At 56.7% G+C, this 26,652-nt stretch carries 30 protein-coding genes and 1 other RNA gene; 12 read left to right on the top strand and 19 right to left on the bottom strand.

Features of this window, described 5'->3' with window-relative positions:
* The 8 genes from MWU60_RS12610 to MWU60_RS12575 form a co-directional block, all read right to left on the bottom strand.
* Positions 1-423 carry a hypothetical protein gene (locus tag MWU60_RS12610; protein WP_247227683.1) on the bottom strand — a complete coding sequence of 141 codons (423 nt, stop codon included), beginning with the start codon at positions 421-423 and terminating at the stop codon, positions 1-3.
* Positions 420-1,523 (bottom strand): SPFH domain-containing protein, encoded by a 1,104-nt coding sequence (locus MWU60_RS12605; RefSeq protein WP_247227682.1) that lies wholly within the window; start codon positions 1,521-1,523, stop codon positions 420-422. Before MWU60_RS12605 ends, MWU60_RS12610 begins: the two co-directional genes overlap by 4 nt.
* 46 nt (positions 1,524-1,569) lie before the next feature.
* On the bottom strand, positions 1,570-2,532 hold the full coding sequence (locus MWU60_RS12600) for a DUF2927 domain-containing protein (RefSeq protein WP_247227681.1): 963 nt from the start codon (positions 2,530-2,532) through the stop codon (positions 1,570-1,572).
* A 3-nt stretch (positions 2,533-2,535) separates the two neighbouring features.
* On the bottom strand, positions 2,536-3,729 hold the full coding sequence (locus MWU60_RS12595) for a toxic anion resistance protein (RefSeq protein WP_247227680.1): 1,194 nt from the start codon (positions 3,727-3,729) through the stop codon (positions 2,536-2,538).
* Entirely contained in the window at positions 3,729-4,625 is an 897-nt protein-coding gene (locus tag MWU60_RS12590; protein WP_247227679.1) for a 5-bromo-4-chloroindolyl phosphate hydrolysis family protein, read from the bottom strand. Before MWU60_RS12590 ends, MWU60_RS12595 begins: the two co-directional genes overlap by 1 nt.
* Complete coding sequence (locus MWU60_RS12585) at positions 4,625-4,828, bottom strand: hypothetical protein (RefSeq protein WP_247227678.1); 204 nt, start codon at positions 4,826-4,828, stop codon at positions 4,625-4,627. Before MWU60_RS12585 ends, MWU60_RS12590 begins: the two co-directional genes overlap by 1 nt.
* Positions 4,829-4,884: 56 nt before the next feature.
* Positions 4,885-5,706, bottom strand: a complete 822-nt coding sequence (locus tag MWU60_RS12580) for a TerC family protein (protein ID WP_247227677.1) — start codon at positions 5,704-5,706, stop codon at positions 4,885-4,887.
* Between the two features lie 64 nt (positions 5,707-5,770).
* On the bottom strand, positions 5,771-6,574 hold the full coding sequence (locus tag MWU60_RS12575; RefSeq protein WP_247227676.1) for a pseudouridine synthase: 804 nt from the start codon (positions 6,572-6,574) through the stop codon (positions 5,771-5,773).
* A 65-nt stretch (positions 6,575-6,639) separates the two neighbouring features.
* On the opposite strand from MWU60_RS12575, the gene MWU60_RS12570 reads away from it, so the two are divergent.
* Positions 6,640-7,086, top strand: coding sequence for a nucleoside deaminase (locus MWU60_RS12570; RefSeq protein WP_247228015.1), 447 nt, complete (start codon positions 6,640-6,642; stop codon positions 7,084-7,086).
* Here MWU60_RS12570 and MWU60_RS12565 read toward each other — a convergent pair.
* On the bottom strand, positions 7,083-7,754 hold the full coding sequence (locus MWU60_RS12565; protein WP_247227675.1) for a metal-dependent hydrolase: 672 nt from the start codon (positions 7,752-7,754) through the stop codon (positions 7,083-7,085). The genes MWU60_RS12570 and MWU60_RS12565 overlap by 4 nt on opposite strands.
* A gap of 53 nt (positions 7,755-7,807) precedes the next feature.
* Between MWU60_RS12565 and MWU60_RS12560 the strand changes: the two genes are divergently transcribed.
* The 6 genes from MWU60_RS12560 (at position 7,808) to rnpB (ending at position 12,150) form a co-directional block, all read left to right on the top strand.
* Entirely contained in the window at positions 7,808-8,461 is a 654-nt protein-coding gene (locus tag MWU60_RS12560) for a ceramidase domain-containing protein (RefSeq protein WP_247227674.1), read from the top strand.
* Positions 8,462-8,494: 33 nt separating this feature from the next.
* Positions 8,495-8,782 carry an Asp-tRNA(Asn)/Glu-tRNA(Gln) amidotransferase subunit GatC gene (gatC, locus tag MWU60_RS12555; RefSeq protein ID WP_247227673.1) on the top strand — a complete coding sequence of 96 codons (288 nt, stop codon included), beginning with the start codon at positions 8,495-8,497 and terminating at the stop codon, positions 8,780-8,782.
* On the top strand, positions 8,782-10,269 hold the full coding sequence (gatA, locus tag MWU60_RS12550; RefSeq protein ID WP_247227672.1) for an Asp-tRNA(Asn)/Glu-tRNA(Gln) amidotransferase subunit GatA: 1,488 nt from the start codon (positions 8,782-8,784) through the stop codon (positions 10,267-10,269). Before gatC ends, gatA begins: the two co-directional genes overlap by 1 nt.
* A 40-nt stretch (positions 10,270-10,309) precedes the next feature.
* Entirely contained in the window at positions 10,310-11,056 is a 747-nt protein-coding gene (locus MWU60_RS12545; RefSeq protein ID WP_247227671.1) for a hypothetical protein, read from the top strand.
* A 59-nt stretch (positions 11,057-11,115) separates the two neighbouring features.
* Positions 11,116-11,766, top strand: coding sequence for an N-acetylmuramoyl-L-alanine amidase (locus tag MWU60_RS12540; RefSeq protein ID WP_247228013.1), 651 nt, complete (start codon positions 11,116-11,118; stop codon positions 11,764-11,766).
* 12 nt (positions 11,767-11,778) lie between these two features.
* Positions 11,779-12,150: RNase P RNA component class A (gene rnpB / locus MWU60_RS12535), an RNA gene on the top strand.
* Positions 12,151-12,186: 36 nt separating this feature from the next.
* Here the strand turns inward: rnpB and MWU60_RS12530 are convergent.
* On the bottom strand, positions 12,187-12,735 hold the full coding sequence (locus MWU60_RS12530; protein WP_247227670.1) for a YaeQ family protein: 549 nt from the start codon (positions 12,733-12,735) through the stop codon (positions 12,187-12,189).
* A 283-nt stretch (positions 12,736-13,018) separates the two neighbouring features.
* Here MWU60_RS12530 and rpmG point away from each other — a divergent pair, with 283 nt between their 5' ends.
* Entirely contained in the window at positions 13,019-13,186 is a 168-nt protein-coding gene (rpmG, locus tag MWU60_RS12525) for a 50S ribosomal protein L33 (RefSeq protein ID WP_008233681.1), read from the top strand.
* 98 nt (positions 13,187-13,284) lie between these two features.
* Here rpmG and MWU60_RS12520 read toward each other — a convergent pair whose 3' ends face one another.
* The 9 genes from MWU60_RS12520 to MWU60_RS12480 all read right to left on the bottom strand — a co-directional run bounded on the left by MWU60_RS12520 (position 13,285) and on the right by MWU60_RS12480 (position 22,685).
* On the bottom strand, positions 13,285-14,409 hold the full coding sequence (locus MWU60_RS12520) for a M56 family metallopeptidase (protein ID WP_247227669.1): 1,125 nt from the start codon (positions 14,407-14,409) through the stop codon (positions 13,285-13,287).
* Positions 14,399-14,794 carry a BlaI/MecI/CopY family transcriptional regulator gene (locus tag MWU60_RS12515; RefSeq protein ID WP_247227668.1) on the bottom strand — a complete coding sequence of 132 codons (396 nt, stop codon included), beginning with the start codon at positions 14,792-14,794 and terminating at the stop codon, positions 14,399-14,401. Before MWU60_RS12515 ends, MWU60_RS12520 begins: the two co-directional genes overlap by 11 nt.
* 83 nt (positions 14,795-14,877) lie before the next feature.
* Complete coding sequence (locus tag MWU60_RS12510) at positions 14,878-15,156, bottom strand: DUF2160 domain-containing protein (protein WP_247227667.1); 279 nt, start codon at positions 15,154-15,156, stop codon at positions 14,878-14,880.
* 1 nt (position 15,157) lies between these two features.
* On the bottom strand, positions 15,158-15,955 hold the full coding sequence (locus tag MWU60_RS12505) for a carbohydrate ABC transporter permease (protein ID WP_247227666.1): 798 nt from the start codon (positions 15,953-15,955) through the stop codon (positions 15,158-15,160).
* Positions 15,952-16,815 (bottom strand): sugar ABC transporter permease, encoded by an 864-nt coding sequence (locus MWU60_RS12500; protein ID WP_247227665.1) that lies wholly within the window; start codon positions 16,813-16,815, stop codon positions 15,952-15,954. Before MWU60_RS12500 ends, MWU60_RS12505 begins: the two co-directional genes overlap by 4 nt.
* A complete protein-coding gene (locus MWU60_RS12495; RefSeq protein ID WP_247227664.1) occupies positions 16,812-17,888 on the bottom strand; it encodes an ABC transporter ATP-binding protein in 1,077 nt (358 codons plus the stop codon). The genes MWU60_RS12500 and MWU60_RS12495 overlap by 4 nt, the downstream gene beginning before the upstream one ends.
* On the bottom strand, positions 17,888-18,955 hold the full coding sequence (locus tag MWU60_RS12490; RefSeq protein ID WP_247227663.1) for an ABC transporter ATP-binding protein: 1,068 nt from the start codon (positions 18,953-18,955) through the stop codon (positions 17,888-17,890). Before MWU60_RS12490 ends, MWU60_RS12495 begins: the two co-directional genes overlap by 1 nt.
* An 89-nt stretch (positions 18,956-19,044) precedes the next feature.
* Positions 19,045-20,781, bottom strand: a complete 1,737-nt coding sequence (locus MWU60_RS12485; RefSeq protein ID WP_247227662.1) for an ABC transporter substrate-binding protein — start codon at positions 20,779-20,781, stop codon at positions 19,045-19,047.
* A gap of 248 nt (positions 20,782-21,029) precedes the next feature.
* A complete protein-coding gene (locus MWU60_RS12480; protein ID WP_247227661.1) occupies positions 21,030-22,685 on the bottom strand; it encodes a sulfatase-like hydrolase/transferase in 1,656 nt (551 codons plus the stop codon).
* 219 nt (positions 22,686-22,904) lie between these two features.
* Between MWU60_RS12480 and MWU60_RS12475 the strand changes: the two genes are divergently transcribed.
* The 4 genes from MWU60_RS12475 to MWU60_RS12460 all read left to right on the top strand — a co-directional run bounded on the left by MWU60_RS12475 (position 22,905) and on the right by MWU60_RS12460 (position 26,651).
* Positions 22,905-23,069: a hypothetical protein gene (locus tag MWU60_RS12475; protein ID WP_247227660.1), complete on the top strand. Its 165-nt coding sequence runs from the start codon at positions 22,905-22,907 to the stop codon at positions 23,067-23,069.
* A 610-nt stretch (positions 23,070-23,679) separates the two neighbouring features.
* Positions 23,680-25,620, top strand: a complete 1,941-nt coding sequence (gene acs, locus MWU60_RS12470) for an acetate--CoA ligase (RefSeq protein ID WP_247227659.1) — start codon at positions 23,680-23,682, stop codon at positions 25,618-25,620.
* Positions 25,620-26,306 carry an adenylate kinase gene (locus MWU60_RS12465; RefSeq protein WP_247227658.1) on the top strand — a complete coding sequence of 229 codons (687 nt, stop codon included), beginning with the start codon at positions 25,620-25,622 and terminating at the stop codon, positions 26,304-26,306. The genes acs and MWU60_RS12465 overlap by 1 nt, the downstream gene beginning before the upstream one ends.
* Positions 26,307-26,369: 63 nt before the next feature.
* Complete coding sequence (locus tag MWU60_RS12460; RefSeq protein WP_247227657.1) at positions 26,370-26,651, top strand: DUF4212 domain-containing protein; 282 nt, start codon at positions 26,370-26,372, stop codon at positions 26,649-26,651.
* Position 26,652 lies beyond the last annotated feature (1 nt).

Genomic DNA, 26,652 nt, shown 5'->3' with positions numbered 1-26,652 from the left:
TTACAGTATCTTATGCATAAAACGGGGCATCATCACCCGCAGTGCGCCATCAAACAGCACGTTGTGCCGCCAGAAGTGAAACAGCCCATGCAAAGCGCCCGCTGCAAGAAGCACCAGCAGTGCTATCCATCCGGTGTCATGCGGCATCCAACCCATGAGTGCCGCGCCGTTCAACGCCACGGTAACGGCCAAGACGGCGTACATGCCGCGGTGCATCCAAGGATAGACAGTCCGCATCGTGCCTGTCAGCTTCGGGCCCGGTTTGCACATCATGCCCTTGATCAGCGCCATGCCGATCCAGACACCACCTCCCAGCACAAAGGCCCAACGAACCCATGCCGCGGACGTGCCGCCTTTGACCATGACCAGCACCAGCATCAGCGTTGACCAATGCAGCAGGATTGTCAGCCTGCGTCGCGTCATGCGCCGGGGGGCGGTGGTGGCATAACGGTGAAGAGTTGGGCCAGTTCCATGACCTCGCCCGCTGCAATCCAGCCGTCCTGCCCTTGGGTCCAGACCATGCTGTCACGGCTCAGTTTGCCCTCGGTGACCATGCGGCCCATCGCGGCCTTTGAAAATGGGCCGGTGACCTCGCCACCTGATGCAATATGCCAGACATGCTCAACCGGTGGGGGAGGCGGAGGTGCTGCTGCCGGCGCCCCACCCCAAGGGCCGCCTTGTGCCATCTGACCTGCCATCGCCATACCCATACCCGCGCCAAGGCCAGCAGCCATGCCGCCGCCTGCGGGGTTATTCGCGGCCGACGTCATCGCCTCTGCGGCAGAGTATTGGGTGAACTTGCCCAGATCACCGGCGAGGCCCATGGACGTGCGCTTATCCAGCGCATCTTCTACCGCGGGCGGCAGGCTGATGTTCTCGATATATAGCTCTGGGATCGTCAGGCCGTATTGCTTCATCGTGGGATCAATCGCGCTGGCAATCAGCTTGCCCAGATCAGCCGTATTCGCGGCCATATCCAGCACCGGAATGCCCGATTGCGCGATCACGCGGCTGAATTCCTGCACGATGATATTACGGATCTGGTAGCTGATTTCGTCCATCGTGAATTCGCCATCGGTGCCGACGATTTCACGGAGGAACACAGCCGGATCGGCAACCTTCACGGTATAGGTGCCAAAGGCGCGCAGGCGGGTCGGCCCAAATTCCGGGTCGCGCACCATGATGGGGTTCTTCGTGCCCCATTTGAGGTTCGAGAAGCGGGTCGTGTTGACGTAGTAAATTTCGGATTTGAATGGGCTTTGGAAACCATGATCCCAATGTTGCAGGGTCGTCATGATCGGCATGTTGTTGGTTTCCAGCATATACAGGCCGGGGGTGAAGACATCCGCCAACTGGCCTTCATGGACGAACACGGCTGCCTGACCTTCGCGCACGGTCAGCTTGGCGCCGTATTTGATCTCGTGCCCCTCACGCTCGAACCGCCAAACCATCGTGTCGCGGGTCTTGTCAGTCCAATGGATGACGTCGATGAATTCACCGGTCAGAAAATCGAAAATGCCCATGATGTGGCCTCCGTGGTTCAATCAATATGGATGCGGGGGCATCCGGTTAGCTTTGTCCTGGCGCAAGATATTCGCGCGCAATCTGGCGTGCAATCGGGGCAGCAACGGCGGGGTCCATCCCGGTTTGCAGGCGGGGGTCGTAAAGCATGCGCAACAATAGCTCATCATGCGTTGTCAGCAGCGCAAATTCTTCGTCGTCGTTAAAGATTGAAGGCCGCGCGCCGGGGCTGTCGTTGGCAAGGCCCATGCCTTGCGCCAGCTCTTCGTGGATACAAGCACTGCGCATCAGGTTGGGATGTTCGGCGCGGATCATCGCGACGGCTTTGGTATAATTCGACTGGCCGGGCGCGAAAGTGCCGATCACGACGCAAAGCTGGTCGCGGGGCAGGTTCACGAAAGTGCGCACCGTTGCGTCGGAAATGCGGGGGATGAGTTGGCGTAGACGGGGGCCGTAAAGCCGGCGATCATCTTCGCCAAGGAACAGCACCCGGAAATTCGGGTTCTGGTCTGTGATGCTGATCGGCACGCCCGTGGTCCGCGAAAGACGTGCGGCGTAGGCGCTGACACTGGCCAGATCAACATCGCGCTGGGCAAGCGGGACGGTATTGCCAAACTCTACCGACATGCGGATCGGCCCGGTCCAGCGGCGTAGCTTGGACACTGTCGCCTGAGGGCGCTGGAAATCGCTGTCATCGCGGTATTCGTTGAACAATGCGATGCGAACAAAGTTGCGGGCCAGTTGTGTATCTGTAAAGGGCGTGTCGGGCCCGCCGCCGTCGCCGCGTAGTAGGCCTTGGGTCAGCAGGTCGTTTTGCAGGCGTGTATAATAGGTCGTCAGATCTTTGCTGGCTTGGCTAGGTTGTGTGACGACCGGCCCGGCGGGTGGTTCCGGGACCTCGACCGTGGGTGGCGTTGGGGCATCAATCGGGGGCATGAACAAATCGCAGCCCATCAGACCCGTCGCTAGGACGAGCATCAGGATACGGTTTGTGTTGCCCCCAATCGTCATATTTTATTCAGCGCCAGCCGCCGTGCCGATATTGTCGCCGGTACCTGTGCCGCGCGCTTTGGCAGAGGCGAGGGTTTCTTTCAACTCCTGCTCCATCTTCTGCAACTCGGTCTCGGCCTCGGCCCGCTTGCGCTTGCCTTCGTCGGCAATCTCAAGGCTTTCGTTGATCGTGGCGATCAGGTTGGCGTTGGCCTCTTTCACCGCATTGATGTCAAACACACCGCGTTCCATTTCTTCGCGGATGGTACGGTTGGCCTGACGCAGGTTTTCGGCGTTGGCTTTCAGCAATTCGTTGGTCAGATCATTGGCATCGCGCACGGCCTCTGCTGCTTCACTTGAGCGTTGGATCGTGACGGCCTGTGCCAGCTGGGTTTCCCAAAGTGGGACGGTGTTGACCAGCGTCGAGTTGATCTTGGTGACCAGTGATTTGTCGTTTTCCTGCACCAGACGGATGGACGGCAGCGATTGCATTGTCACCTGTCGGGTCAGTTTCAGATCATGCACCCGGCGTTCCAGATCATCGCGGGCCGATCGCAGGTCACGCAGTTCCTGCGCTTTCATTACGGCCTGATCTTCGGCGGCGGCTTGCACTTCGGCCTCTTTGGCGGGGATGGTATTTGCGTCCAGATCAGCGATCTTGGCTTCACCAGCCGCGATATAGAGCCCCAGTTCATCGTAGAATTGCAGGGTCTTGTCATAAAGCACATCCAGGCTTTCGATGTCCTTAAGCAGGACATGCTCGTGCTTGAGCAGATCGTCGGTGATGTGATCAATCTGACCTTGCACCTCTTCAAAGCGGGCGGCGAATTTTGCCATCGGCGCCGCACGACCCAGCAGGCGCTCCCACCAACTGCGCTCGCGGCGCACGTCGAGTTCTGAGATGGAAAAGCCACGGATCGTTGTCACGATATTGCGTAGGCTATCCCCGGCAGGACCGACGTCCTTGTTGCGGACACCTGCCAGCATGGATTGGCTGATTTCCTGCAATTCCGCTTGGGCGGAGGACCCGAACGACACAATGGAGTTGGTTTCTTCGATATTAATCTCAGCCACGCGTCTTTCAATCTCGGCGCTTGTCGCCGGATCAGCAGCCTCTAACGTGATCAGCTCACCCTTTGGCTCTGGCAGGACAACTGCGGTGACTTTTTCGACTTCGGCAAGTGCCGCTTCGGCCTTTTGGCGGACGGTCTCTGACATTAATCGTTTCCTTTCGTTTTCAAGCTTACACCTTCGCGTTGAAGGCGGTCGCGGAGTACTTTAATTTCAATATCCACATCACTGCGATCATCGAGCAGCATTTTATCGGTGCGAGCGGCAAAGTTCTGTTCCAGATCGTCCAGAAGCGCTTCATAGTCTGCGCGCACATCGGCATCTTTCTTGCGTGTATAGAGATCGACGAATTTGACCGTCGCATCGCGCGCACCCATCAGATAGACGCCCAGAAACTTGCGCGCGCCGCTCAGATCACGCGGGTCTTCTTCGACCGTGCGGATCATGCGGCGGGCGATGATCTGAAAATCCTCAACCCGTTCGGTCAGGCGACGGTCAGACACTGCCTCAATCTGCGACTTCATCACGTCCAGATGCGCCTCGGCCTCGTCCACCACGCGAGCGACGCGGTCTTGCTGGAAGGTATCAACACCCTCCATGCGTTTGTCGGTCATCGGATCAATGCCGAACGTGGCAGTGTGCAGGCCTGCTGCTGCAATCCCGTAAAGTATGGAGCCAACAGTGCCGCTATCCCCGGTATAGGCCGCAATCGCGACACCAACGCCGGTCAGCACCGTGGCCAGCATCTTGCGCGGCAGGGCAGGGCGTCGGGCGACTTTGCGGGCGTTATAGGCAGCTTCGGCCTCAAGCCCTTCCTGCAGCAACCAAGCCGCAAGCGTCAGGACCGCTGCACCGACAAGCGCTGTGACCAGCGTGACGGGCCCTTCATTCAGGGACGTAGCTGCCAAAACAACCGCGGGCACATAAAGCAGCTTGACCCGACCACTGGACACAGCGATCTGACGGTCGCTTTGCACAGAGTCCCGCGGACCCTTAGGTGCCTGCCCATCGGGGCTGTATTTGCCGCCAAAGCGTTTGGCCATCACACGCCCCCTAGCCAGCCTGTCGTGACCCCAAAGAGCAGGACAACCAGCAGGACATAAGTGATCCGTCGGAATTTCGCAGGCATATCGTCAACATCCTTTCCCGCACTTGGTCGGGCAACCGCCATCATTGTCCCCAGCACAGCAATGATTGCAATCGCAACCACGGCTACAAAGGCAACTACAAGGATCAACCGCACCATTTTCGCGTTACTCCGCTCGTTTCTTCATCATTCCAAATAGGGTGTAGTACGTTGAATTACGAGTGTTTCTGCAACGCCGCGCGCTCTGCATCCAGTTTGCGGCGATAGCCGGACTGGATGACTTCCACTGCAACAAGAACCACGACCGAGAAGTAGAATGTAGATTTTGACATCGGAATGATGTCCTGACCAAAGACCATGATTTGCAGGCTGTCGTCATGCATGGCATGGGCCGCCGCCGGTCCAGCCTCGCCCAGCAGAACAACACCGACGATCAGCAGGATAAACAGACCCAGAACTTCATACATCCGGTTCTTTTCCAAGAACCGCGTCACACCGTCAGCCAGCAAAAGCATCGCCAGACCAGACAGGATGATCGCAAAGGCCAGGATCGGGAAGACGTCGGTGATCGCAAGCGCGGACAGCACGGAGTCGAACGAGAAGATCAGGTTCATCACCACGATCATTATCACTACTTGGGTCGCTGACTTGGCCCCTTTGCCATCAACGTCATGGTCAAGCTTATCCATCGACAGCATATGGCCGATCTCTTTGACCGCCGTGTACATAATAAAGGCGCCACCGAACACAAAGACGATGGTTGCGAAGTTCACGCCACCTTCGATGACACCTTCCCAATCCATGATAAAGAACGGCTCGGCGAGCATATCAATCAGCCGGATCATGGTGAAAAGCAGCACGACCCGCAGGGCGACCGCAATGATGATGCCCCATGTGCGCACGGATTTTTGTTGCGCAACCGGTGCGCGCTTACTCTCGATTGAGATGTATAGCAGGTTGTCGAAACCCAATACTGCTTGCAAAAAGCACAGCATGATCAGGTTGATAGCGTTTTCGAGCGTCAGCAAGTCGGCCAATGCAAAGTCCCCCAGGTATTTTTATTAGCAACCACCATGCACAACGCTTGGGGTAGAACAAGGTTCAACTGGGCCGCTTTTTCCCCCTTGCAGGGCGATTCACGGGCTTTCGGACCCGTTTTGGTGTGGGTTTTCCCGAAATTCCCAGTTGATCACGCACAACGCGTTGTTTCAGTTCTTCCACTTCGCCCGGTTTCAGGGCTGCCAGTTGGAATGGGCCATAGCTCACGCGGATCAGGCGGTTCACGGTCACGCCGATTTCACCCATCGCCCGACGGATTTCGCGGTTTTTGCCTTCACGCAGACTGATTGTGAGCCAGGCGTTGGCCCCTTGCTGACGGTCAAACGTTACGACCATGGGCTGATACTGGATGCCTTCGACAGTGATACCGGCGCGCAGTTCGTCCAGCCTGGCCTCACTGACCGACCCGTTGATGCGCACGCGGTAGCGGCGCAGCCAGCCGGTTGACGGCAGTTCCAGCTTGCGCTTTACCTCACCGTCATTCGTCAGCAGCAGCAACCCTTCGGAATTCAGGTCAAGCCGCCCAACTGACATCACGCGCGGCATGCTCTCGGGTAGCGACGCAAAGACAGTTGGCCGATCTTTCTCGTCCCGTTCCGTCGTCACAAGCCCCGCAGGTTTATGATAAAGCCAGATGCGCGGCGGCTCGGGCTCGCCCACCTGTTTGCCATCCACGACGATGCGGTCGGCGTCGGTCACATTCAGCGCGGGACTGGTGATGGTCTTGCCGTTGACGCTGACGCGGCCGTCTTCGATCATACGTTCGGCCTCGCGGCGGCTGGCGATGCCTGCGCGGGACAGGACTTTGGCGATCCGGTCGCCGGGTGGGGGGGTATCAGTGTTCATGCAAGCCCCATAACGGCTTTGATCGCCCCTTGCCAGCGATAGCAGCGGCGGTGCATGCAATGGATATGGAGTTTCGGACCTACATGCACATCGCCCTGCAGGAGGCACACGCGGCAGGCGCACGCGGCGAGGTGCCTGTTGGTGCTGTCATTGCGGGGCCAGACGGTGTGATTGCACAGGCAGGCAACCGTACGCGGGAAATGAACGATCCGACCGCCCATGCCGAAGTACTGGCGATCCGAGCGGCCTGTGCTGCCTTGGGGCAAGAGCGGCTGACGGGCTACGACCTTTATGTGACGCTGGAACCTTGCCCGATGTGTGCGGCCGCGATCAGCAATGCGCGGATTGCACGGCTTTATTACGGGGCGGCAGACCCCAAATCAGGTGGCGTTGCGCAGGGGCCGCGTATCTTCAGCCATCCGCAATGTCACCACGCGCCTGAAGTTTATGACAGCATTGATGCGCAGGCTTCAGAAACTCTGCTGCGCGATTTCTTCGCGGCAAAGCGCTAGAACGCCAGCGTTTCCATCACTGCAGGGGTGCGTACATCGACGCTTGGCAGCCCGTCCACCAAAGGTTGGGCTGATTGTTCAAGCACGGGAAAAGTCCCATAGTGGCACGGGATCACCGTCTTGAAGTTAAAGTAGCGTTTGGCGGCATAGGCAGCACCTTCCATCCCCATCGTATAGTGCCCGCCACAGCACAGGATGCCGATGTCAGGATTATAGAAATCCCCCATCCAATCCATATCGGCCATGATATCGGTATCGCCTGAGACATAGATCATATGCTCTTCGCCTTTGATCATATAGCCGGCCTCGGTCCCGGCATAGGCGGACCCCACGGAAGACGAATGCGTCGCCTGCACCATCGACACCATCGCCCCGCCCAGATCGACGGTGCCGCCTTTGTTGAACTCCACCGTCTCATGCGCATCGAAGATCGCGCAAAGCTCTGGGATGCCCACGACCGGGGCGCCGGTTTCCTTGGCAATCGCATCAACCTCTGACGTATGATCGAAATGGCCATGGGTCAGAAGAATATGGGTTGCACCCTGCAACGCGGCCGCGCGGTGTTCGTTTGGAAACGACGGGTTCCCGTCTAGCCAAGGATCGATCAGCAAGACCGCCCCTTCGATTTCAATTCGGAAACTTGCATGCCCCAGCCAGGTGATTTTCATATTGCCCTCCATCGCTTTGTCGGCAGGATAGGCGCAAAAGGCGAGGGCGCAAAGTGGACTGGTTCGAACAGATTGACGGCTATTGCGAGCGGACGGATTTCACCTACTGGTCCGAGCCTCTGAACGCGACCACCAATCTGGCGTTCATTATCGCGGCTATCATCTTTTGGCGGCGCAGCGCGGGCGTTCCGATGGCGCGGGTCTTGTCAGGTATCTTGTTTGCGATCGGGGTTGGCAGTTTCCTGTTTCACACCCATGCGACGATCTGGGCCTCGGTCGCGGATGTGGTGCCGATTGGTGTTTTCATCCTTGTCTACCTGTTCGTTGTGAACCGGGACATTGTGCCGATGGGTCATTGGTATGCGGTTTTCGCAACCGCCTTGTTCATTCCCTATGCCGCGGCGATGGTGCCGATCCTGAACCAGATCCCCTTTATTGCGATTTCCAATTTCTATTGGACCGTGCCGATCCTGCTGGTGCTTTATGCCATCTTCCTGCGCAAAAGACCGGGAATCGCCCAAGGGTTTCTATTTGGCGCGGCGTTGCTGTGCCTGTCGATCACCATCCGGTCGCTTGATGAAATCCTGTGCGATGTCTTCCCGATTGGCACCCATTTCATGTGGCATGTGCTCAATGGGATCATGCTGGGCTGGATGATCCATGTTTACATCCGCCACATGCTTGCGACTGCCCCCGCAGGGCGCTAAACGCGGGTCACAGATTTACCGGAGAGTTTCCACATGTCGATTGACACCGAAACCGCCCGCCGCGTGGCCAAGCTGGCCCGCATAAAGGTGGAAGACGACGCACTGCCCGCGCTGGCATCCGAGTTCAGCGCGATCCTTGGGTTCATCGAGCAGCTGAACGAGGTCGATGTGGACGGCGTGGAGCCGATGACATCAGTCACCCCGCAGCGCCTGAAGCGTCGCGCCGATGTGGTGACAGACGGTGATCAACAAGAGGCGGTTTTGAAGAACGCGCCTGACGCGCGCGAAGGGTTCTTTGCTGTGCCAAAGGTGGTGGAATAATGTCTGACCTGACCAAACTGACCATCGCACAGGCCCGCGACGCGATGCGCAAGGGTGATACATCCAGCGCCGAGATTACATCAGCTTGTCTGACCGCCATCGCAGGTGCAGACGCGCTGGGCGCTTTCGTGCACCATACGCCGGAGATCGCGCAGGCGCAGGCCGCCGCCGCTGATACGCGGATCAAAGCAGGCGATGCCCCCGATATGTGTGGCATCCCGCTGGGCATCAAGGACCTGTTCTGCACCAAGGGTGTGCCGTCGCAGGCAGCCTCCCGTATCCTTGAAGGCTTCAAGCCAGAATACGAAAGCACCGTCACCACCCAGCTTTTTGATGCAGGTGCCGTGATGTTGGGCAAGCTCAACATGGATGAATTCGCGATGGGTTCGTCAAACGAGACGTCTGTCTATGGCAACGCGGTCAACCCTTGGCGCCGTGGCAATGATGATACGGCACTCACACCCGGTGGGTCGTCTGGTGGCTCTGCCAGTGCTGTTGCAGCCGATCTTTGCCTTGCCGCAACGGGCACGGATACCGGTGGCTCTATTCGCCAGCCCGCCGCTTTTGTCGGTATCACTGGGATGAAGCCCACATACGGTCGTGTGTCACGCTGGGGCATCGTGGCTTTCGCCTCATCCCTTGATCAGGCGGGGCCGATGACCAAAGACGTGCGCGATGCCGCGATTATGCTAAAGGCCATGGCGGGCCATGATCCGCTCGATAGCACCAGCGCGGATTTGCCGGTGCCGGACTTTGAAGCGGCTTTGACGGGTGATATTCGTGGCAAAGCCATCGGCATTCCCAAGGAATACCACATGGACGGGATGCCGGAAGAGATCGAACAGCTTTGGGCTGATGGCACTGCGATGTTGAAAGACGCAGGCGCCAAGATCGTTGATATCACGCTGCCGCATACGAAATACGCGCTGCCTGCGTATTACGTCATCGCGCCGGCTGAAGCATCCTCGAACCTTGCGCGCTATGATGGTGTGCGCTTTGGCCATCGGGCCAAGCTGGCGCAGGGCGACGGCATCACCGAGATGTATGAAAAAACCCGCGCCGAAGGCTTTGGGCCAGAAGTGCAGCGCCGGGTCATGGTGGGAACCTATGTGCTCTCCGCTGGTTTTTACGATGCCTATTACAACCGGGCGCGCCGGGTGCGTGCGCTCATCAAGCAGGACTTTGAGAAGGTCTTTGCCGATGGGATTGATGCAATCCTGACGCCAGCAACACCATCTGCGGCCTTTGGATTGGGTGAAATGACGGATGCTGATCCGATCCAGATGTATCTGAATGACGTGTTTACCGTGACGGTCAACCTGGCAGGTCTGCCGGGTATCGCAGTGCCGACGGGGCAGGATAAGCAAGGTTTGCCACTTGGATTACAGCTGATCGGGCGGCCTTGGGAAGAGGGGGAATTGCTCAATGTAGCCTACAACCTCGAGCAATCCGCCGGTTTTGTGGCCAAACCTGCAAAGTGGTGGTAAACCCTCCGATAAGAAAACGTAGTCTGACAGGTAACATGGTATGAAACCGAGCATCCTTATTGCAGTGACATTGATCGGTCTGAGTGCCTGTTCCCCGAGGGTTGTTCCAACCGAACGGGGCGTGGGCTTTGATGATTTTTCCGATTTCGAACTTGAGCGCGCGCGCCGTGAGGCCCAACTGACCGCGCCACGTGGCACAATTGTGCCGGGGCCACGGGTCAATTCGATACCGTCCGGCGCACCGGCAAACCAAACGCAGGGCATCCCTTCCAGCGCATTGGCGCAGGCCGGGATTGGTAGTGGGGGCCCGCTGAATACTTCAGGCGATCCTTTACGCAGGCAAGGCCTTGATGCTTCCCCAACCAATGCGGCTCCCGCCCTGGCGAACTCTGATGGTAGCCTATCGGATGAGCAGAGCTTTGATGCGGTCAGTGGTCGCGAGACCATTGAAAGTGACGCGCAACGCCGTGCGGCGCAAGCTGCGGCGCGCGAACAGATCGCGCCTACGGCAGTGCCTGAGCGCCCTTCCAATACCGGCCCGAATATCGTGCAATACGCATTGAATGCGCCGAACGTGAAGGGACAGGAATGGTACAGCCGCTCTTTGTTGTCCGGCGAGGGGCGCTTCAGGCGGAACTGTGCGGTCTACGCCACGCCAGATGACGCGCAGCGCGATTTTCTTGCCCGTGGCGGTCCGGAACGGGATCGGCGTGGACTTGACCCGGATGGCGACGGGTTCGCCTGTGGTTGGGATCCAGCGCCTTTCATTCAGGCTGTGCGCAACTGAAGCTGACCACACGACAATCGCCCAACTGCGGGCCGCGTCGCGATGCGGCGACGCCGGACATGGTGGTGATCCACTATACCGCGATGACAACCGCGCGTGCTGCGGCGGACACGCTGTGTAATCCTGAAACGGAAGTCTCTGCGCACTACCTGATTGCGGAAGACGGTGAGGTCGTGTCGCTGGTGCCTGAGGCGTTGCGCGCTTGGCATGCGGGGGCGGGGGCTTGGGGCGGTGTCACGGATGTGAACAGCCGCTCAATCGGAATTGAGTTGGCCAACACCGGGTTCACGCCATTTGCGGCGACGCAGATCGACGCGCTGACGGATTTGCTCAATGGGATCAAAGCGCGGTGGGACATCCGGCCAGAGCGGGTGATCGGGCATTCGGATATGGCACCGGGGCGCAAGATTGATCCCGGCGGGCGATTTGACTGGCGCAGGCTGGCGCTTGAAGGGCTGTCTGTGTGGCCCTCATTGGTCGCTGGCGCGCCCTCTTTGGAAGAGGGCCCGCGAGGGGCCGATGACGCGCGGTTTGGTGCTGCGATGGCGGCCTTCGGGTATACGGCCACGGACGATCCCGCTTTGCTTTTGCAAAGCTTCCGTTTGCGGTTTCGGCCAGGTGCAAAAGGCCCGCTGGATGCGACTGACCTTGCCATGATCACCGACCTTGCCCGCCGTTTCCCCGTTGACGTGAACGCAGCTTGGGCCTAACTGCGCAATTGCGCGGATGGCTGGATGACTGCGGCAGTGATGCCGAGGAAAGTCCGGACTCCAAAAAGCACGGTGCCGGGTAACGCCCGGCGGGGGTAACCCCAGGGATAGCGCCACAGAGAACAGACTACCTGACCTTGGTCAGGAAAAGGTGAAACGGTGGGGTAAGAGCCCACCGCGCGACTGGTAACAGAAGCGGCACGGCAAGCCCCACCGGGAGCAATGCCAAATAGGGACCTCGCGTCGCAAGACGGGGATGCTTGAACCCCAGACGGTCCGGGTTGGCAGCTAGAGGGCGCTTGGCAACAGGCGCTTAAGATGAATGGTCATCCATTTGTGGGCAACCACAAGGGACAGAATCCGGCTTATAGGCCATCCGCGCAAATTTGTTACTGAGTGGGCCGGATGTATGACATCCGCTCACGATGCAGCATTCTTCCATATGACCGGGGCTACGTAAACGATGCTGTCATTAACACTGACCATCACATCGCCGTCCTGTATGTTGACCTGTAGTTTCATTGCGCGATTGGCAAGTTGGCCCAGTGCGCTGGTGTCCGCTTCGGAAAAATTCACGACCGTCAGGCCGTCAAACCGGGTGGTGCCATTCTTGATCTTTTCCCACCACATCTCGGCTGTTCTGCCGCCGTAGGAATAGATAATCACTTTGTTGGATTTGCCGCAGGACTGACGAATGATCTTTTCGCTTGGTTGTCCCAATGCGACCCATAACTCAAGCTCGCCGCTGAGGCTTTTATGCCAGATGTCGGGCTCTTCGTCTGTTGAAAGGCCCTTGGTCATTTCCAGTTGCTCGTGGGCATTCAGTGCAAAAGCGAGAATACGCACCATCATCCGTTCATCCGTCTCAGAGGGATGTTTGGCGACGGTCAGTTTATGGGTCTCATAATAGTGACGATCCATATCGGAAACGGAAAGTTCAACTTTATAGATGGTGGCTTTTTGCGCCATGATACTTCCCAAACTTGCAAGCTCAGAGATGCCTAGTGTGTTAACTCGTTCTGTGAAAGCATATAAACAGGCTTCAGGGTTCTGACCTTAGAACGCTGATCCAGCACCATTGCTGTCGCCGCTGTCCAAACCTGCCAATCACGCACATGGAACCACCCCGCCTCTATATTCCCAGCTTACCCGCACCTTTGCGGTTGACTCGGCCCCACCCACGGGTAAAAGGCAGCTTCAATTAGATTAACGCGATGTGCCGAACGCGGCCCGCAATCAGAGGATATGAGATATGGCGAAGCCTACCACCATCAAAATCCGCCTGAACTCCACTGCGGGGACCGGGCACTTTTATGTGACAAAAAAGAACGCACGTACAATGACCGAAAAGATGGTCATCAAAAAGTACGACCCCGTTGTGCGCAAGCATGTCGAATACAAAGAAGGCAAGATCAAGTAACTGATCGCCACTTTGAACAGTGATGAGGCCGCGTTCTTTGAGCGCGGCTTTTCTCTTTGATGGTGTTGGGACCGAAGGATGTCTTGGGTCAGCGCGCTCTAGGGCAGGACTGTCCGCGTGTTCAGCCGCTCAAGGTTCACGATCGTGGACAGCATCAGCCGATCATGGCTCCAGTCGTTTGTGGGCCGCAATGACAGGGCCGCGAAAAGTGTCAAAACAACCGATAGCATGATGATCGCTTTGCCGATGCGGCGGGCCTCGCCTGCGGCATTTCCATCCAGCAAAGACACGATACGGAGCTTGAGAAAGCTGCCCGTGTGACTGGCGTGCATCCGACGGTCAATTTGCACAAAGGGCACGCTTGGCGTGATGATCTGGTTTCTGCGGTCCCCGGTCAGGCTTGTCTGACAAACCCGCAAAAGACATTCGCAGTAGTCCAACACAGGATGCGTCTTTCTGCCCAGCACCTGTTGATCACAGGCAAGTTCCCGCAGCCGCTCGACGTCGCGTTTGCAAACCGCAAAGGCGGGGTTCCAAAAGAAAAATGGGCGGATGAGTTCCAGTGCTATTTCCCACGTCAGGTCGTGCTGACGGATGTGCTGCACTTCGTGAGACACGGCAATCCGCACGTCATTTTGCTGCGCTAGCAGATCGGTCGGCAAAACGACATAATGGCGAAACAACCCGCGGGTTGAAAAGGGCACCCGTGTCTGATGGGTAAAGCGGATATCAATCCGGCCAATGCGGCGCAGCACATAGCTGTTGCGGATCATCTTCATCAGGCTCAGCGTATCGCGTGCATTGCGTATCACGACGATGGCGAACCCGCCAATCAATCCGGTCAGGACCACATAGCTTAATCCGCTTGAGACGGACGCGATTTCATGGGTGATTTCACTGCGCCATGCCAGGATGCGTTCAAATTCCGTTGGAGCGAGGGCAATGTTGCCGTGCAGATACTGCGACACAAGGAAGTCTGAGAGCCGCAATCCTGAATGCTGTGAAAGAATGCCGCGTTGCTGCAAGATCTCGATACCGGCCACAAAAAGCGGAGACAGCGCGACCATTGCGACGAGCCCGTAAAGCAGGTGCAGTTGCAGCTGATAGGCCGTGCGTAGCGACGACCGCGCCAGTATCTGCTTGGATCCAAACCAGATGATTGCCACGGCAATAAGCACAACATTGGTGTCGATATAGGCGCTAAGTAGGTGTTCAGTTGTCATTGTCTTTCAACCTCCTATCCAAAAGTGCCCGTATTTCGGTAAGTGCCTCTTCTGACATGCCCTGATCATCGACAAGCCGCGCCACCATAGATGCAGGCGTGCCGTCAAAAAGCTTATCAGACAGATCGCGGAGGGTTTTTGACTGATACGCATCTTTGGCAAGCAGCGGTCGATAGACAAACACCTTGCCGCGCTTTTCGCTGACGACAAAATTCTTTTGTTCCATAATTCGCAGGATCGTTGCCGCCGAAGTGTAGGCAAGGTTGCGGTCGGGTGCGAGCTGGGCCAGCACGTCACGTACGCTGCCTTCGCCCAATGCCCAAAGCTCTGTCATGAACTCAAGTTCAACTTCGGTCAGGAACTCGCTTTTTTTCTTTTGCCGCATACCGCGCCTCATCATCATCTGAACTGCTCCCCTCCCGTGGGGAAGTAGATACTAAGACTTTCGTATCGCCAAGAAATTTCGCGTCAGACCTTCCAAAAGCAAAAGCCGCCCCACGCGATGCTGATTGCTAGCGGGCCCCAAAGCGGCATTCCGAAAAAGAAGATCCAAGCAAGGAAAATGTAGGCCGTGCCCAGAAGCGACAAAAACAACCGATCCCCGCGTGTTGTGGTCAGCCCCAGCGCGCCCTTGCGTTCCGATGTGCCGGGGTAGCGGATTTCGATGAAAGTGATGATCCCCATTGCGGTGAACAATCCGATAAAAAACAGCCCAGTCGGCCATGTCCATGCCATCCAGCCAAACATATCAGACCCTCCCCAGGGCAAAGCCCTTGGCGATGTAGTTGCGCACGAAATAGATCACGATGGCGCCGGGTATGATGGTCAATGTCCCCGCCGCCGCCAGCAGTCCCAATTCATAGCCTGCCGAGGATGCGGTCTTGGTCATTTCTGCGGCGATTGGTTTGGCGTTGACGGAGGTGAGCGTTTTGGCCAACAAAAGCTCAACCCATGAGAACATGAAGCAGAAGAAAGCTGCGACACCCACACCAGCTTTGATCGTGGGCACGAAAATCGTGACAAAGAAATGTGGGAAGGAATAGCCGTCGACATAGGCGGTTTCGTCCAGTTCCTTCGGCACTCCGCTCATGAAGCCTTCCAAAATCCAGACCGCAAGTGGAATGTTGAAAAGGCAATGCGCCAGTGCCACGGCGATGTGCGTGTCAAACAGCCCCACGGCGGAATAAAGTTGAAAGAACGGCAAAGCAAAAACGGCCGCAGGTGCCATCCGGTTGGTCAGAAGCCAGAAGAACAGCGTCTTGTCGCCAAGAAACCGATACCTGCTGAATGCGTAGGCGGCAGGCAGGGCCACGGCGAGTGAGATCACGGTGTTCAGAGAGACATAGAGGATCGAATTGATATAGCCCCAGTACCACGTCGGATCGGTAAAGATGGTGGCATAGTTTTCCAGCGTGAAGCTCTGTGGAAACAGGCTGAACCCGGACAGAATTTCATTCGTCGTTTTAAACGACATCGCAACCAGCCAGTAAATCGGCAACATCAGGAAGGCGATATAGAGGATCGGAATAAGCGCGCGTTTCTTCATTTCGCGTCATCCTTCGTCATGAGGGTGTAGAACAGCCAACTGACCAGCAGCGTGATCGCAAAGTAGATCAGCGACATCGCAGCGGCAGGACCAAGATCGAACTGCCCAAGCGCGATTTTGACAAGGTCGATGGACAACAGCGTTGTTGAGTTTCCTGGACCGCCGCCCGTTAAGACGAAGACCTCGGTGTAGATGTTGAAACTGTCCATGAACCGCAACAGTATTGCGATGGTCAGTACCTGTTTCATCTTGGGCAGTTGGATGTAGCGGAACACTTTGAAAGGTGATGCACCGTCGATCTTTGCCGCCTGATAATAGGCGTCCGGGATCGACACCAGGCCCGCATAGGACAGTAAGACAACCAGCGACGTCCAGTGCCAGACGTCCATCGTGATAATCGTGGCCCACGCCGCAAAAGGACTTTGCGTCATGTCATAATCAATGCCCAGCGTCGTGTTCATCAGATAGCCCAGCAGGCCGATGTCGGGCAGGGTAAAGATGTTCCACATCGCACCCACGACATTCCAAGGGATCAACATCGGCAGCGCCATCAGAATCAGACAGACCGGCACCCAAGGGCCTTTGCGCGGCATCGACAAGGCGATGATGATGCCAAGTGGAACCTCGATCAGCAGGATCAAACCGGTGAAAAGGAACTGGCGGCCCAAGGCGGCGTGGAAGCGGTCGGAGTTCAGCAGTTCTTCAAACCAGCGCAGTCCTTCCCAGAAAAACACGTTATTGCCGAATGTTTCCTGCACCGAATAATTGACCACCGTCATCATCGGGATCAGCGCGTTGAAGGCGACCAGTAACAGGACCGGCAGAACGAAGTACCACGCTTTTTGGTTTTGGGTTTTCATGATGCTGCCCCTTCGGTCGCAAGCCAGCCGTCACGGTAAAGCCGCGTCTGGTCTTGTTGGAATTGCAGATGCACATCGGCACCTTGTTCGGGCACCGCACCCTCGGTGATGGCCTTGACGGACGTATCGCCAACCATTGCCTCAATGACGCTGTGCCGTCCGATGTCGGATACTTTGCGCACCGTCGCCGGTAGGCCGGTGTCGCCAATGCGCACGAACTCAGGCCGGACACCGATCTGCGGCGTTCCATCTTGCGCGGTCACAGCACCTTCCAGCGCGATGTGGTGCCCATTCAGAAATGCCCCACCATCGCGCATTTCAGCCGCCAGCACATTCATTCCTGGTGAGCCAATGAAATGGCCGACAAACGTGTGCGCCGGACGCTCAAACAGCTCAACCGGCGTGCCGATTTGCACGATCTCGCCGTCTTGCATCACAACAACCTGATCGGCAAATGTCAGTGCTTCCGTCTGGTCATGGGTGACGTAGATCATCGTTGCGCGCACCTTCTGGTGCAGCTCTTTGAGTTTCGAGCGGAGTTTCCATTTCAGATGCGGGTCAATGACGGTCAGCGGTTCATCGAACATGACGACGTTGACATCATCGCGGACCAATCCCCGGCCCATCGAAATCTTCTGCTTGTTGTCGGGGGACAGGCCAGCGGCTTTGGTCCCCAGCAGGTCGGTCACTTCTAGCATCGTGGCAATTTCAGAGACGCGGCGCTGAACGCGTGCCTCATCCACCCCACGATTGCGCAGCGGGAAAGCAAGGTTATCAAAGACCGTCATCGTGTCGTAGATCACCGGGAACTGAAAAACCTGCGCGATGTTGCGTTGGTCCGGGGGCAGGGCAGTGACGTCTTTGCCATCAAACAGGATTTGCCCTTCCGAAGGCTCCAGCAGCCCCGAGATAATGTTCAGCAACGTCGATTTTCCACAACCGGACGGTCCCAGCAGCGCGTATGCGCCGCCATCAGACCAATCAAGATCAATCTCTTTGAGCGCATAATCATCGGGCGACGTAGGATTGGGCATGTAGCTGTGTCGCAGCTTGGATAGGGTGATCTTGGCCATTAGGCGGTTTCTCCTATCACGCGGGCGCCATCGGGCGCGAAGTAAAAGCATGCACTGGGGTCCAGATAGAAGGGGTGCGTCACGCCGATCTCATAAGGGTGAACCCCATGCGCCAGTGACACCCAATCGGCACTCGGCATGCGAAAATGCGCAGAGCTCTCAGAGCCGGAAAGTTCGGTCACCAGAACCTCGCCTGAAAGGGCGACGGTATTTTTGGCGGTCTGCACAGGGGAGACGTGGTGCGGGCGCACGGCCACGACGTAGTTGCCGTCGGCCATACCGGCATCGGGCGCGTCCCAAACCGCATCGCCCATACGGACGATGTTGCCTTCTTTGGTGACGGTCGCCGAATTGATGGGGGGGTCGGAAAAAACAGCCGCTGCCACAAGCGTTTCGGGTTTGCGGTACAAGGCGGCAGTAGGCCCAAACTGGGCGACGTTGCCGTCATCCATCAGGCCGGTGTAGCCACCCAAGAGCAGGGCCTCTTCGGGTTCTGATGTGGCATAGACAACAACAGCGCCGCGTCCGGCAAAAAGTTCGGGCAGCTGCTCGCGCAGCTCTTCGCGCAGTTTGTAATCAAGGTTTGCAAGCGGTTCGTCCAGAAACACCGCACGGCTTTCCTTGGCAATGGCACGCGCCAACGCGGTGCGCTGTTGCTGGCCACCGGATAATTCATGGGGGCGGCGGTTTAGCATCGGGCGCAGTTGAAGGATGTCGGCTGCTTCCTCGACGCGGCCCTGTATTTCCGACTGCGCCATTCCAGCCACTTTCAGCGGCGAGGCGATATTGTCGTAAACTGTCATATGCGGATAATTGACAAAGAACTGATGCACCAATGAGATGTTGCGCTTTTGCGTGCTGAGCTTGGTGACGTCTTGGCCGTCCATCAAAATCTGACCATCTGCAATCGGATCAAGCCCGGCCATCATCTTGATCAGCGACGTCTTTCCAGACCCGGTTTTGCCCAAAAGGACGTTGAAGTGCCCGGTCTCAAGCGTCAGCGTCGTCGGCTTGATGTGGACCTGGCCCGCAACAATTTTGGTGATGTTTGAAACTTGGAGTGTCATGGGTGCTCTTTGAGAGGTCGGGATGAGTGACCGGGGCCCATGACAGGCCCCGGTCGTGTGTCGGCGCAACTTAGCGCCAGACAGGGAGGTTACTCAGACGCCCAGCGGGCGACCAATTCGTCGTAGTTGACGGTTTCACCCTGCGGCTTCTCGTTCTCAAGCGGTGGCTTGGCGCCGCCGTTTGCAAACCAGTACTCCGCAGTCTGTTCGTCGTTCAGACGTGGACCGCAACCGCCATAGACGTTGGCAGCTTCATCAGCGGCCTGCATCCGGGACATGGTGATGTCCATTTCCTCGGCCAGACGGTCCATCGCCTCTTGCGGGGTAAACGCACCAGAGTTCACGTCACCAATCTGCTGCCACCAGATCTGGGCCAGCTTTGGATAGTCAGGCACATTGATGCCTGTCGGCGACCAGCGCACACGGTCCGGAGAACGGTAGAATTCCACCAGACCACCCAGTTGCGGTGCGCGCTCTGTGAAGGATTCGTGGTTCACCGTACTGTCGCGGATGAAGGTCAGGCCCACGTGCGACTTCTTCACGTCCACCGTCTTGGAAACGGCAAACTGTGCATAAAGCCAAGCAGCCTGTGCCCGGTCCAACGGCGTAGAGTTCAGGATCGTCCAGGAACCCACATCCTGATAGCCAACCTTCTGGCCTTCCTGCCAGTAAGGACCATGCGGGGAAGGGGCCATGCGCCACAGCGGATTGCCATCGGCATCAACCGTGTTGTTGCCAGCAGACTGCGGGGCGACCATGTCAGCGGTAAAGGCCGTGTACCAGAAAATCTGCTGGGCCACATTGCCTTGCGCCAAGGCTGGCAGCGACTGATAGAAGTCATAGCTTGCCGCACCGGGTGGTGCATAGTTGCGCAGCCATTCATCCCATTTGCGGATCGCATAGACCGCTGCCGGGCCATTGGCCGCACCGCCGCGTGTGACGGATGCACCCACAGGGTTGCAGCTTCCTGCCTCCATGCGGATGCCCCATTCGTCGATTGGCACGCCGTTTGGTTCACCAACCGAACCTGCACCGGCCATCGACAGCCAGGCATCTGTCATCCGCCAGCCCAGATCGGGTGCGCGCTTACCATAATCCATGTGGCCATAGATGCGCACACCGTCGATTTCCTGCACGTCGTTGCTGAAGAATTCGGCGATATCTTCGTAAGCGGACCAGTTGACCGGCACACCCAGGTCATAGCCATATTTTTCCTTGAACTGCGCTTGCAGGTCAGGATTGTCGAACCAGTCTTTGCGGAACCAGTAAAGGTTCGCAAACTGCTGGTCAGGCAGTTGGTAAAGGTCGCCATCGGGGCCAGTGGTGAACTGGATGCCCATGAAGTCAGCCAGATCCAGACCGGGGTTGGTAACGGCGGCGCCTTCGCCTGCCATAAAGTCAGTCAGGTTACGCGCCAGTTGCAGGCGCGAGTGTGTCCCGATCAGGTCACTGTCGTTGACATAGGCGTCATAAAGGTTGCGACCCGTCTGCATCTGGGTTTGTACGGCCTGAACGACCTCGCCTTCGCCCAAAATCTGATGGTTGACCTTGATGCCTGTGATTTCTTCAAAGGCTTTGGTCAGCACTTCGCTTTCGTAAGAATGGGTTGGAATACCTTCGGAGAGCACATTGATCTCCATCCCGGCATAGGGTTGTGCGGCTTCTATAAACCACTGCATTTCAGCCATCTGTTCGTCCTTGGACAATGTGGATGGCTGGAATTCTTGATCAATCCAACGCTGCGCTGCGGCCTCATCAGCCAAAGCGCTATTGGACCCCGCAATCACAGCAGACACTGCAACTGCGGAGAGCAGATACTTGCGCATCTTTTCTCCTCCCTTGAGATGTTTTGAGCCGGTTTTTGCCGACACGTTCATGTGAACGCGGAAACCTTGATCTGTCAAACTAAAATTTTAGTAGTTTGGCTCATATTGATTAAGTGACTGTAAAGTAATAATTTTATGGAGTTTTCGGATATGCAGACAGAGGCGATACGGGCAACGCATTGTCGACCGCCGTTGGTCAAGCGCGTCAGCGAGTACCAAAATGTGGTGCCCGCTAACGACGGGGGAACCTACTTCTCGGGCAGTTTCGGCGACTTGCCGACATACTTCGCAATCAGCGCCTTGGGCACTTCTGTTCCGTCGTACATGAATGGCAATACACCCTTCAGTCCGGCCTTGCCGCGCATGTCAATGATCGCCTGATCAGATTTGGTCACGCGCTGCGACATACGTCGCCCCCATTGCGCGAGATAGCCGTAGAGCCGTTCAAGCGTTTCGGTATGTTCGTCTGTCTTGCCCAGATCTACGAACTCATCAGGGTCGTTTTGCAGGTCGAATAGCATAGGCCGGAACCCGCCTTCGGCATGCATCATTTTAAAGCGTCCATCAAAGACCATGAACAAGCGGCAATCGCGCGGCGTCAGGCAATACTGCTCGGCCATCTCACCGCCGACGGGACTGGCAGAATAGTCGAATTCACTGATCAGAAACTCGCGCCATCTTGGGCGCTTGCCCGCCAGTAATGGCATCAACGAGCGCCCTTCCAGAATGTGGGTCGGCACCTCACCACCTGCGGCCTCAACGAAGGTGGCCGCGACATCAAGGCTCTCGACCAAGGCATCGCTGGTCTTACCACGGGTGGCGTTCGCTTCGCGGCGCGGATCATAGATGATCATCGGGACTTTGGCGGACTGGTCGTGAAACAGTGATTTTTCACCCATCCAGTGATCACCCAGATAGTCGCCATGGTCTGAGGTCAGCACGATCATCGTGTCGTCGATTTTCCCCGTTTCTTCCAGGTAATCCAGAATGCGCCCCAGATGATCATCGCATTGCTTGATCAGGCCCATATAGGCCGGGATCACCTTTTGGCGGACCTCATCACGTTGAAAAGCTTGTCCAACACGGTTGAACATATAGGCGTTAAAAACGGGATGGGTGTCTTCAAGTTCCATCTCGTGACGGCGCGGTTCAGGGACATGTTCGGGGCCGAACATATCATGGTAGGGCGCTGGCACAATGTAGGGCCAATGCGGTTTGATATAGCTGACATGCGCGCACCACGGGTCTTTGGCTTGCTTCATGAAATCAATCGTGCGGCTGGTCAGCCATGCGGTCTCTGAATCCTCTTCATGGATGTGGGCCGGTCGGTCTGCGTTTTCGTACATCCAGCCTGAGGCGATCCGGTTGCGATCCTTCACGCCCGCATTGGCGTGATCGGCCCAAGGGTTGTCACTGTCTGTATACCCTTTTTCCTTGAGGTATTCATTGTAGGGCGAGCGGCTTTCATCATATGGCCCCAAAATCCCTTCGGCCCAAAGACCGTCATCGCGGATGTAGATATCAAACCCGCATTCGGCCTGTCGCGCACCAATTACGCTGTCTGCATCCAGGCCCAACCGTTCCATCCCTTCGACATCGGCTTCCATGTGGGTTTTGCCGATCAACCAACAGTCCATGCCTTCGCGGCGCAAATGGTCGCCCAAGGTCAGCTCACCCACACGCAGAGGGAAGTTGTTCCACTGCGCGCCGTGGCTGGAGGGGTAGCGCCCGGTGTAATAGGACATGCGGCTGGAGCCACAAATCGGCGATTGCACGTAGGCGTTGGTGAAACGCAGCCCCATCGCCGCAACCCGATCAAAGTTCGGGGTTTGCAAATGGGGGTGGCCCGCGCAGCTGAGGTAATCAAAGCGCAGCTGGTCATACATGATAAAAAGAATGTTCATAGGGGCTAGGTCCTCTCAAATCGTTTTCGGCAACCTTAGGTGGCATTCATTCGTGCGGCTACTGCAAGGTTACGCGTCACGGGGCTGGTTTATTCTTCCGGCTGTTCAGTTTTTGAAATGACGCCGTTTCTTGATCAACGTTAATATCTTTCATGTGGTCAAAATTGCTGTCTCAAGCGAAAGTAGCTTCGACATCGCACCATCCGCCGCCGCCAAGTTGTGATCAACGGCGATGGCGGCAGTGTACTGGTTGAGGAAGCCGGGACGATCATTACAGCAGGCGATGATGATGGTGTTTTGTCGTCTGGCGATGGCAATCAGATGACGAATGACGGCACGATCAGTGCGACAGACAGGTTGGTCAGTATTGGCGTTGACGCGTAAGGCGACGACGTGAGCATCACCCACAACAGAACAATCGTCACAGAGGGGCTCAAGTCTGAAGGTATCTTCGTCAGAGGCGACACTGCGCCCGTTAACAATGCCCAATCAATTACAACCAAAGGAAATACCTCTGTCGATGTTCAGGTGCTTGGCTGAGATCAAAAGCACTCCATGCACGACCTTTTTCGTGAGTTTGAAAATGTCGCCAAACGACCAGCATCTTTTCGAATCAATCGCGGAGGATCTGTCGCGCATTTAACCTAGCTGCTCTGATTTATGATGTGTGTTGTCGAAGCGATCGTTGGATTGTTTTTCGAAACCTGCCGGTCTTTCGAACATCCTGATGTCTTTTGTTATGCGCTAACGGTCAGGTCGGTTGAAATCCGGGACCTTAACAAAGCGTTGTTGTCGCGCGGTTTTCTCGAATGCTTTAGCATAATTTACAATCGTGGTTCCAAATAAGTAAATAAATTGTCAATTTAATATATTCAATCCAATACCCTATCGAAATGAATGTATGTATACCATAGGATACATTTACGATCTGACGTAGGTGGCTGTGTCGTCTTTTGCTTTTCACCTGCAGTCAAATCGCGAGGAGGAGATCAAAATGAACACGGATTCACGCGCGCCTTCACGGGTGCCACATGTCAATGCACAACAGTATCAAACGCTTTATCAGGCTTCGATCACCGACCCTGACGCATTCTGGGCAGAGCAAGGTAAACGCCTTGATTGGATCAAGCCATTTACCAAGGTGCAGAACGTTGATTTTACCCTCGGTAATGTCTCGATCAAATGGTTCGAAGATGGTGTGCTGAATGTTTCTGCCAATTGCATTGACCGCCACTTGGAAACGCGCGGCGATCAGACAGCGATCATCTGGGAACCGGATGATCCGAACGACAAGGCTCTCCACATCACCTACAAAGACCTGCATCGCAGCGTTTGCAAGATGGCCAACATCTTAGAGACGCTTGGCGTGCGCAAAGGCGACCGGGTTGTCATTTACCTCCCGATGATTCCGGAAGCCGCTTATGCCATGCTGGCCTGCGCCCGGATTGGTGCGATCCACTCGATCGTTTTTGCCGGCTTTTCGCCCGATGCACTGGGTGCCCGGATCAACGGCTGCGACGCGAAGGTCGTGATCACCGCAGATGAGGCGCCGCGCGGCGGGCGCAAGACGGCGCTAAAATCGAACACAGACGCGGCACTGCTGCACTGCGATGACCGGGTCAAATGCCTTGTCGTCAAGCGCACGGGCGGCCAGACCACATGGACCGACCGCGATTATGATTACAACGAAATGGCGTTGGAAGCGGATGATCACAGCGCCCCGGCTGAAATGAACGCTGAAGATCCGCTGTTTATCCTCTACACATCAGGATCCACCGGTCAGCCCAAAGGCGTCGTGCATACATCCGGCGGCTATCTGACCTACGCGGCGATGACGCATGAGCTGGTATTCGATTACCATGAGGGCGACGTATTTTGGTGTACGGCAGACGTGGGCTGGGTCACCGGCCACAGCTATATCGTCTATGGCCCGCTGGCCAATGGCGCGACGACAATCATGTTTGAAGGTGTTCCGACCTACCCCGATGCGGGTCGGTTCTGGGCCGTGTGTGAAAAGTGTCATGTTAACCAGTTCTACACGGCCCCGACAGCAATCCGTGCCTTAATGGCTGCGGGCAATGATCCTGTCGAAAAGTATGATCTCTCTGATCTGCGGGTTCTGGGAACTGTTGGCGAGCCCATCAACCCCGAAGCGTGGAATTGGTACAATGATGTCGTTGGCAAGGGCAATTGCCCCATCGTTGACACATGGTGGCAGACCGAAACCGGTGGTCACCTGTTGACCCCGCTACCCGGTGCGACCGAGTTGAAGCCCGGATCAGCCCAGCAACCATTCTTTGGCATCGTTCCCAAGGTGCTCGACCCTCAAACGGGTGAGGAAATCACCACGACCGAAGCCGAAGGTGTGCTGGTCCTTGCCAGCAGCTGGCCCGGTCAGATGCGCACCGTCTGGGGTGACCACGAGCGGTTTGAAAAGACCTATTTCAGTGACTACAAAGGCTATTACTTCACCGGCGACGGCTGCAAACGCGACGCGGATGGTGACTATTGGATCACGGGTCGCGTTGATGACGTCATCAATGTCTCGGGTCACCGGATGGGCACGGCAGAGGTTGAAAGCGCGCTGGTGGCCCATGCCCAAGTGGCTGAAGCCGCGGTCGTTGGCTACCCGCACGACATCAAGGGGCAGGGGATCTATGCCTACGTCACCCTGATGAACGGGCAGGAACCCACCCCGGAACTGCGCAAGGAACTGGAAACCTGGGTCCGTACCGAGATTGGCCCCATCGCCAAGCCAGACCTGATCCAATGGGCCCCCGGCTTGCCGAAAACACGCTCTGGCAAAATCATGCGCCGCATTCTGCGCAAGATTGCCGAAAATGACTTTGGCGCATTGGGTGACACCTCAACACTGGCGGACCCTGCTGTGGTCGATGACTTGATTGAAAACCGCATGAACCGGAAGGACGCGTAATGGACGGCTCTCGTATTACCCAAGCACCCCCGGTCCTGATCTTGCTGGGGCCTCCGGGCGCTGGCAAAGGGACACAGGCACGGATGTTGGAAGAACGCTTTGGTTTGGTTCAACTGTCCACTGGGGATCTGCTGCGCGCCGCTGTGGCCTCTGGATCCGAAGCAGGCAAAGCAGCGAAAGCTGTGATGGAAGCAGGCGACCTTGTCGGCGATGACATCGTGATTGCCATTCTGCGCGACAGGCTTGCTCAGCCCGACTGCGGCAACGGCGTGATCTTGGACGGCTTCCCGCGCACCACGGCGCAGGCGGAAGCCTTGGATCAGATGTTGTCGGAAAGCGGGCAACAGATTGATGCGGCCGTGCTGCTGGAAGTAGATGATGTTAAAATGGTCGTGCGGATCGCCGGACGTTTCACCTGTGGTGGCTGCGGCGAAGGGTATCACGACACCTTCAAGACCCCCAAAGTTGCTGACACCTGCGACTGCTGTGGTGCCCGGAAAATGACCCGTCGGGCGGATGATAATGCATCAACTGTGATGTCCCGCCTTGATGCATATCATGAACAGACTAGCCCTCTGGTTGCATACTACACCGATAAAGGTGCGCTGCGTCGCGTGGATGCGATGGGCAGGATTGAAGACATCCAGAAAGCTATCGTGACGCTGACAGAACGCGTCATGCCTTAAGAAATTGCGCGGGCGACGATCGTCCAAGCCAGAAATAGCCAACAAAACAAGGAGGAGCGCCACATGGCGGAACAATCAACACATACAAAGGTAGCCAAGGATGGGGCGGGCTATTGGAAAGCCAATGTCCGCATCATCCTTGTCAGCCTCGTGATCTGGGCACTCGTGTCCTTTGGGTTCGGCATTCTGCTGCGGCCGATGCTGTCCGGCATCGCCGTCGGCGGCACAGACCTTGGCTTCTGGTTTGCCCAGCAAGGCTCAATCCTCGTCTTCCTCGCGCTGATCTTTTTCTACGCTTGGCGGATGAACAAACTCGACCGTGAATACGGCGTAGAGGAGGACTGAT

Source organism: Yoonia sp. F2084L (genome assembly GCF_023015625.1).
GTDB lineage: Bacteria > Pseudomonadota > Alphaproteobacteria > Rhodobacterales > Rhodobacteraceae > Yoonia.
This window is presented reverse-complemented; position numbering and strand designations above follow the sequence as displayed.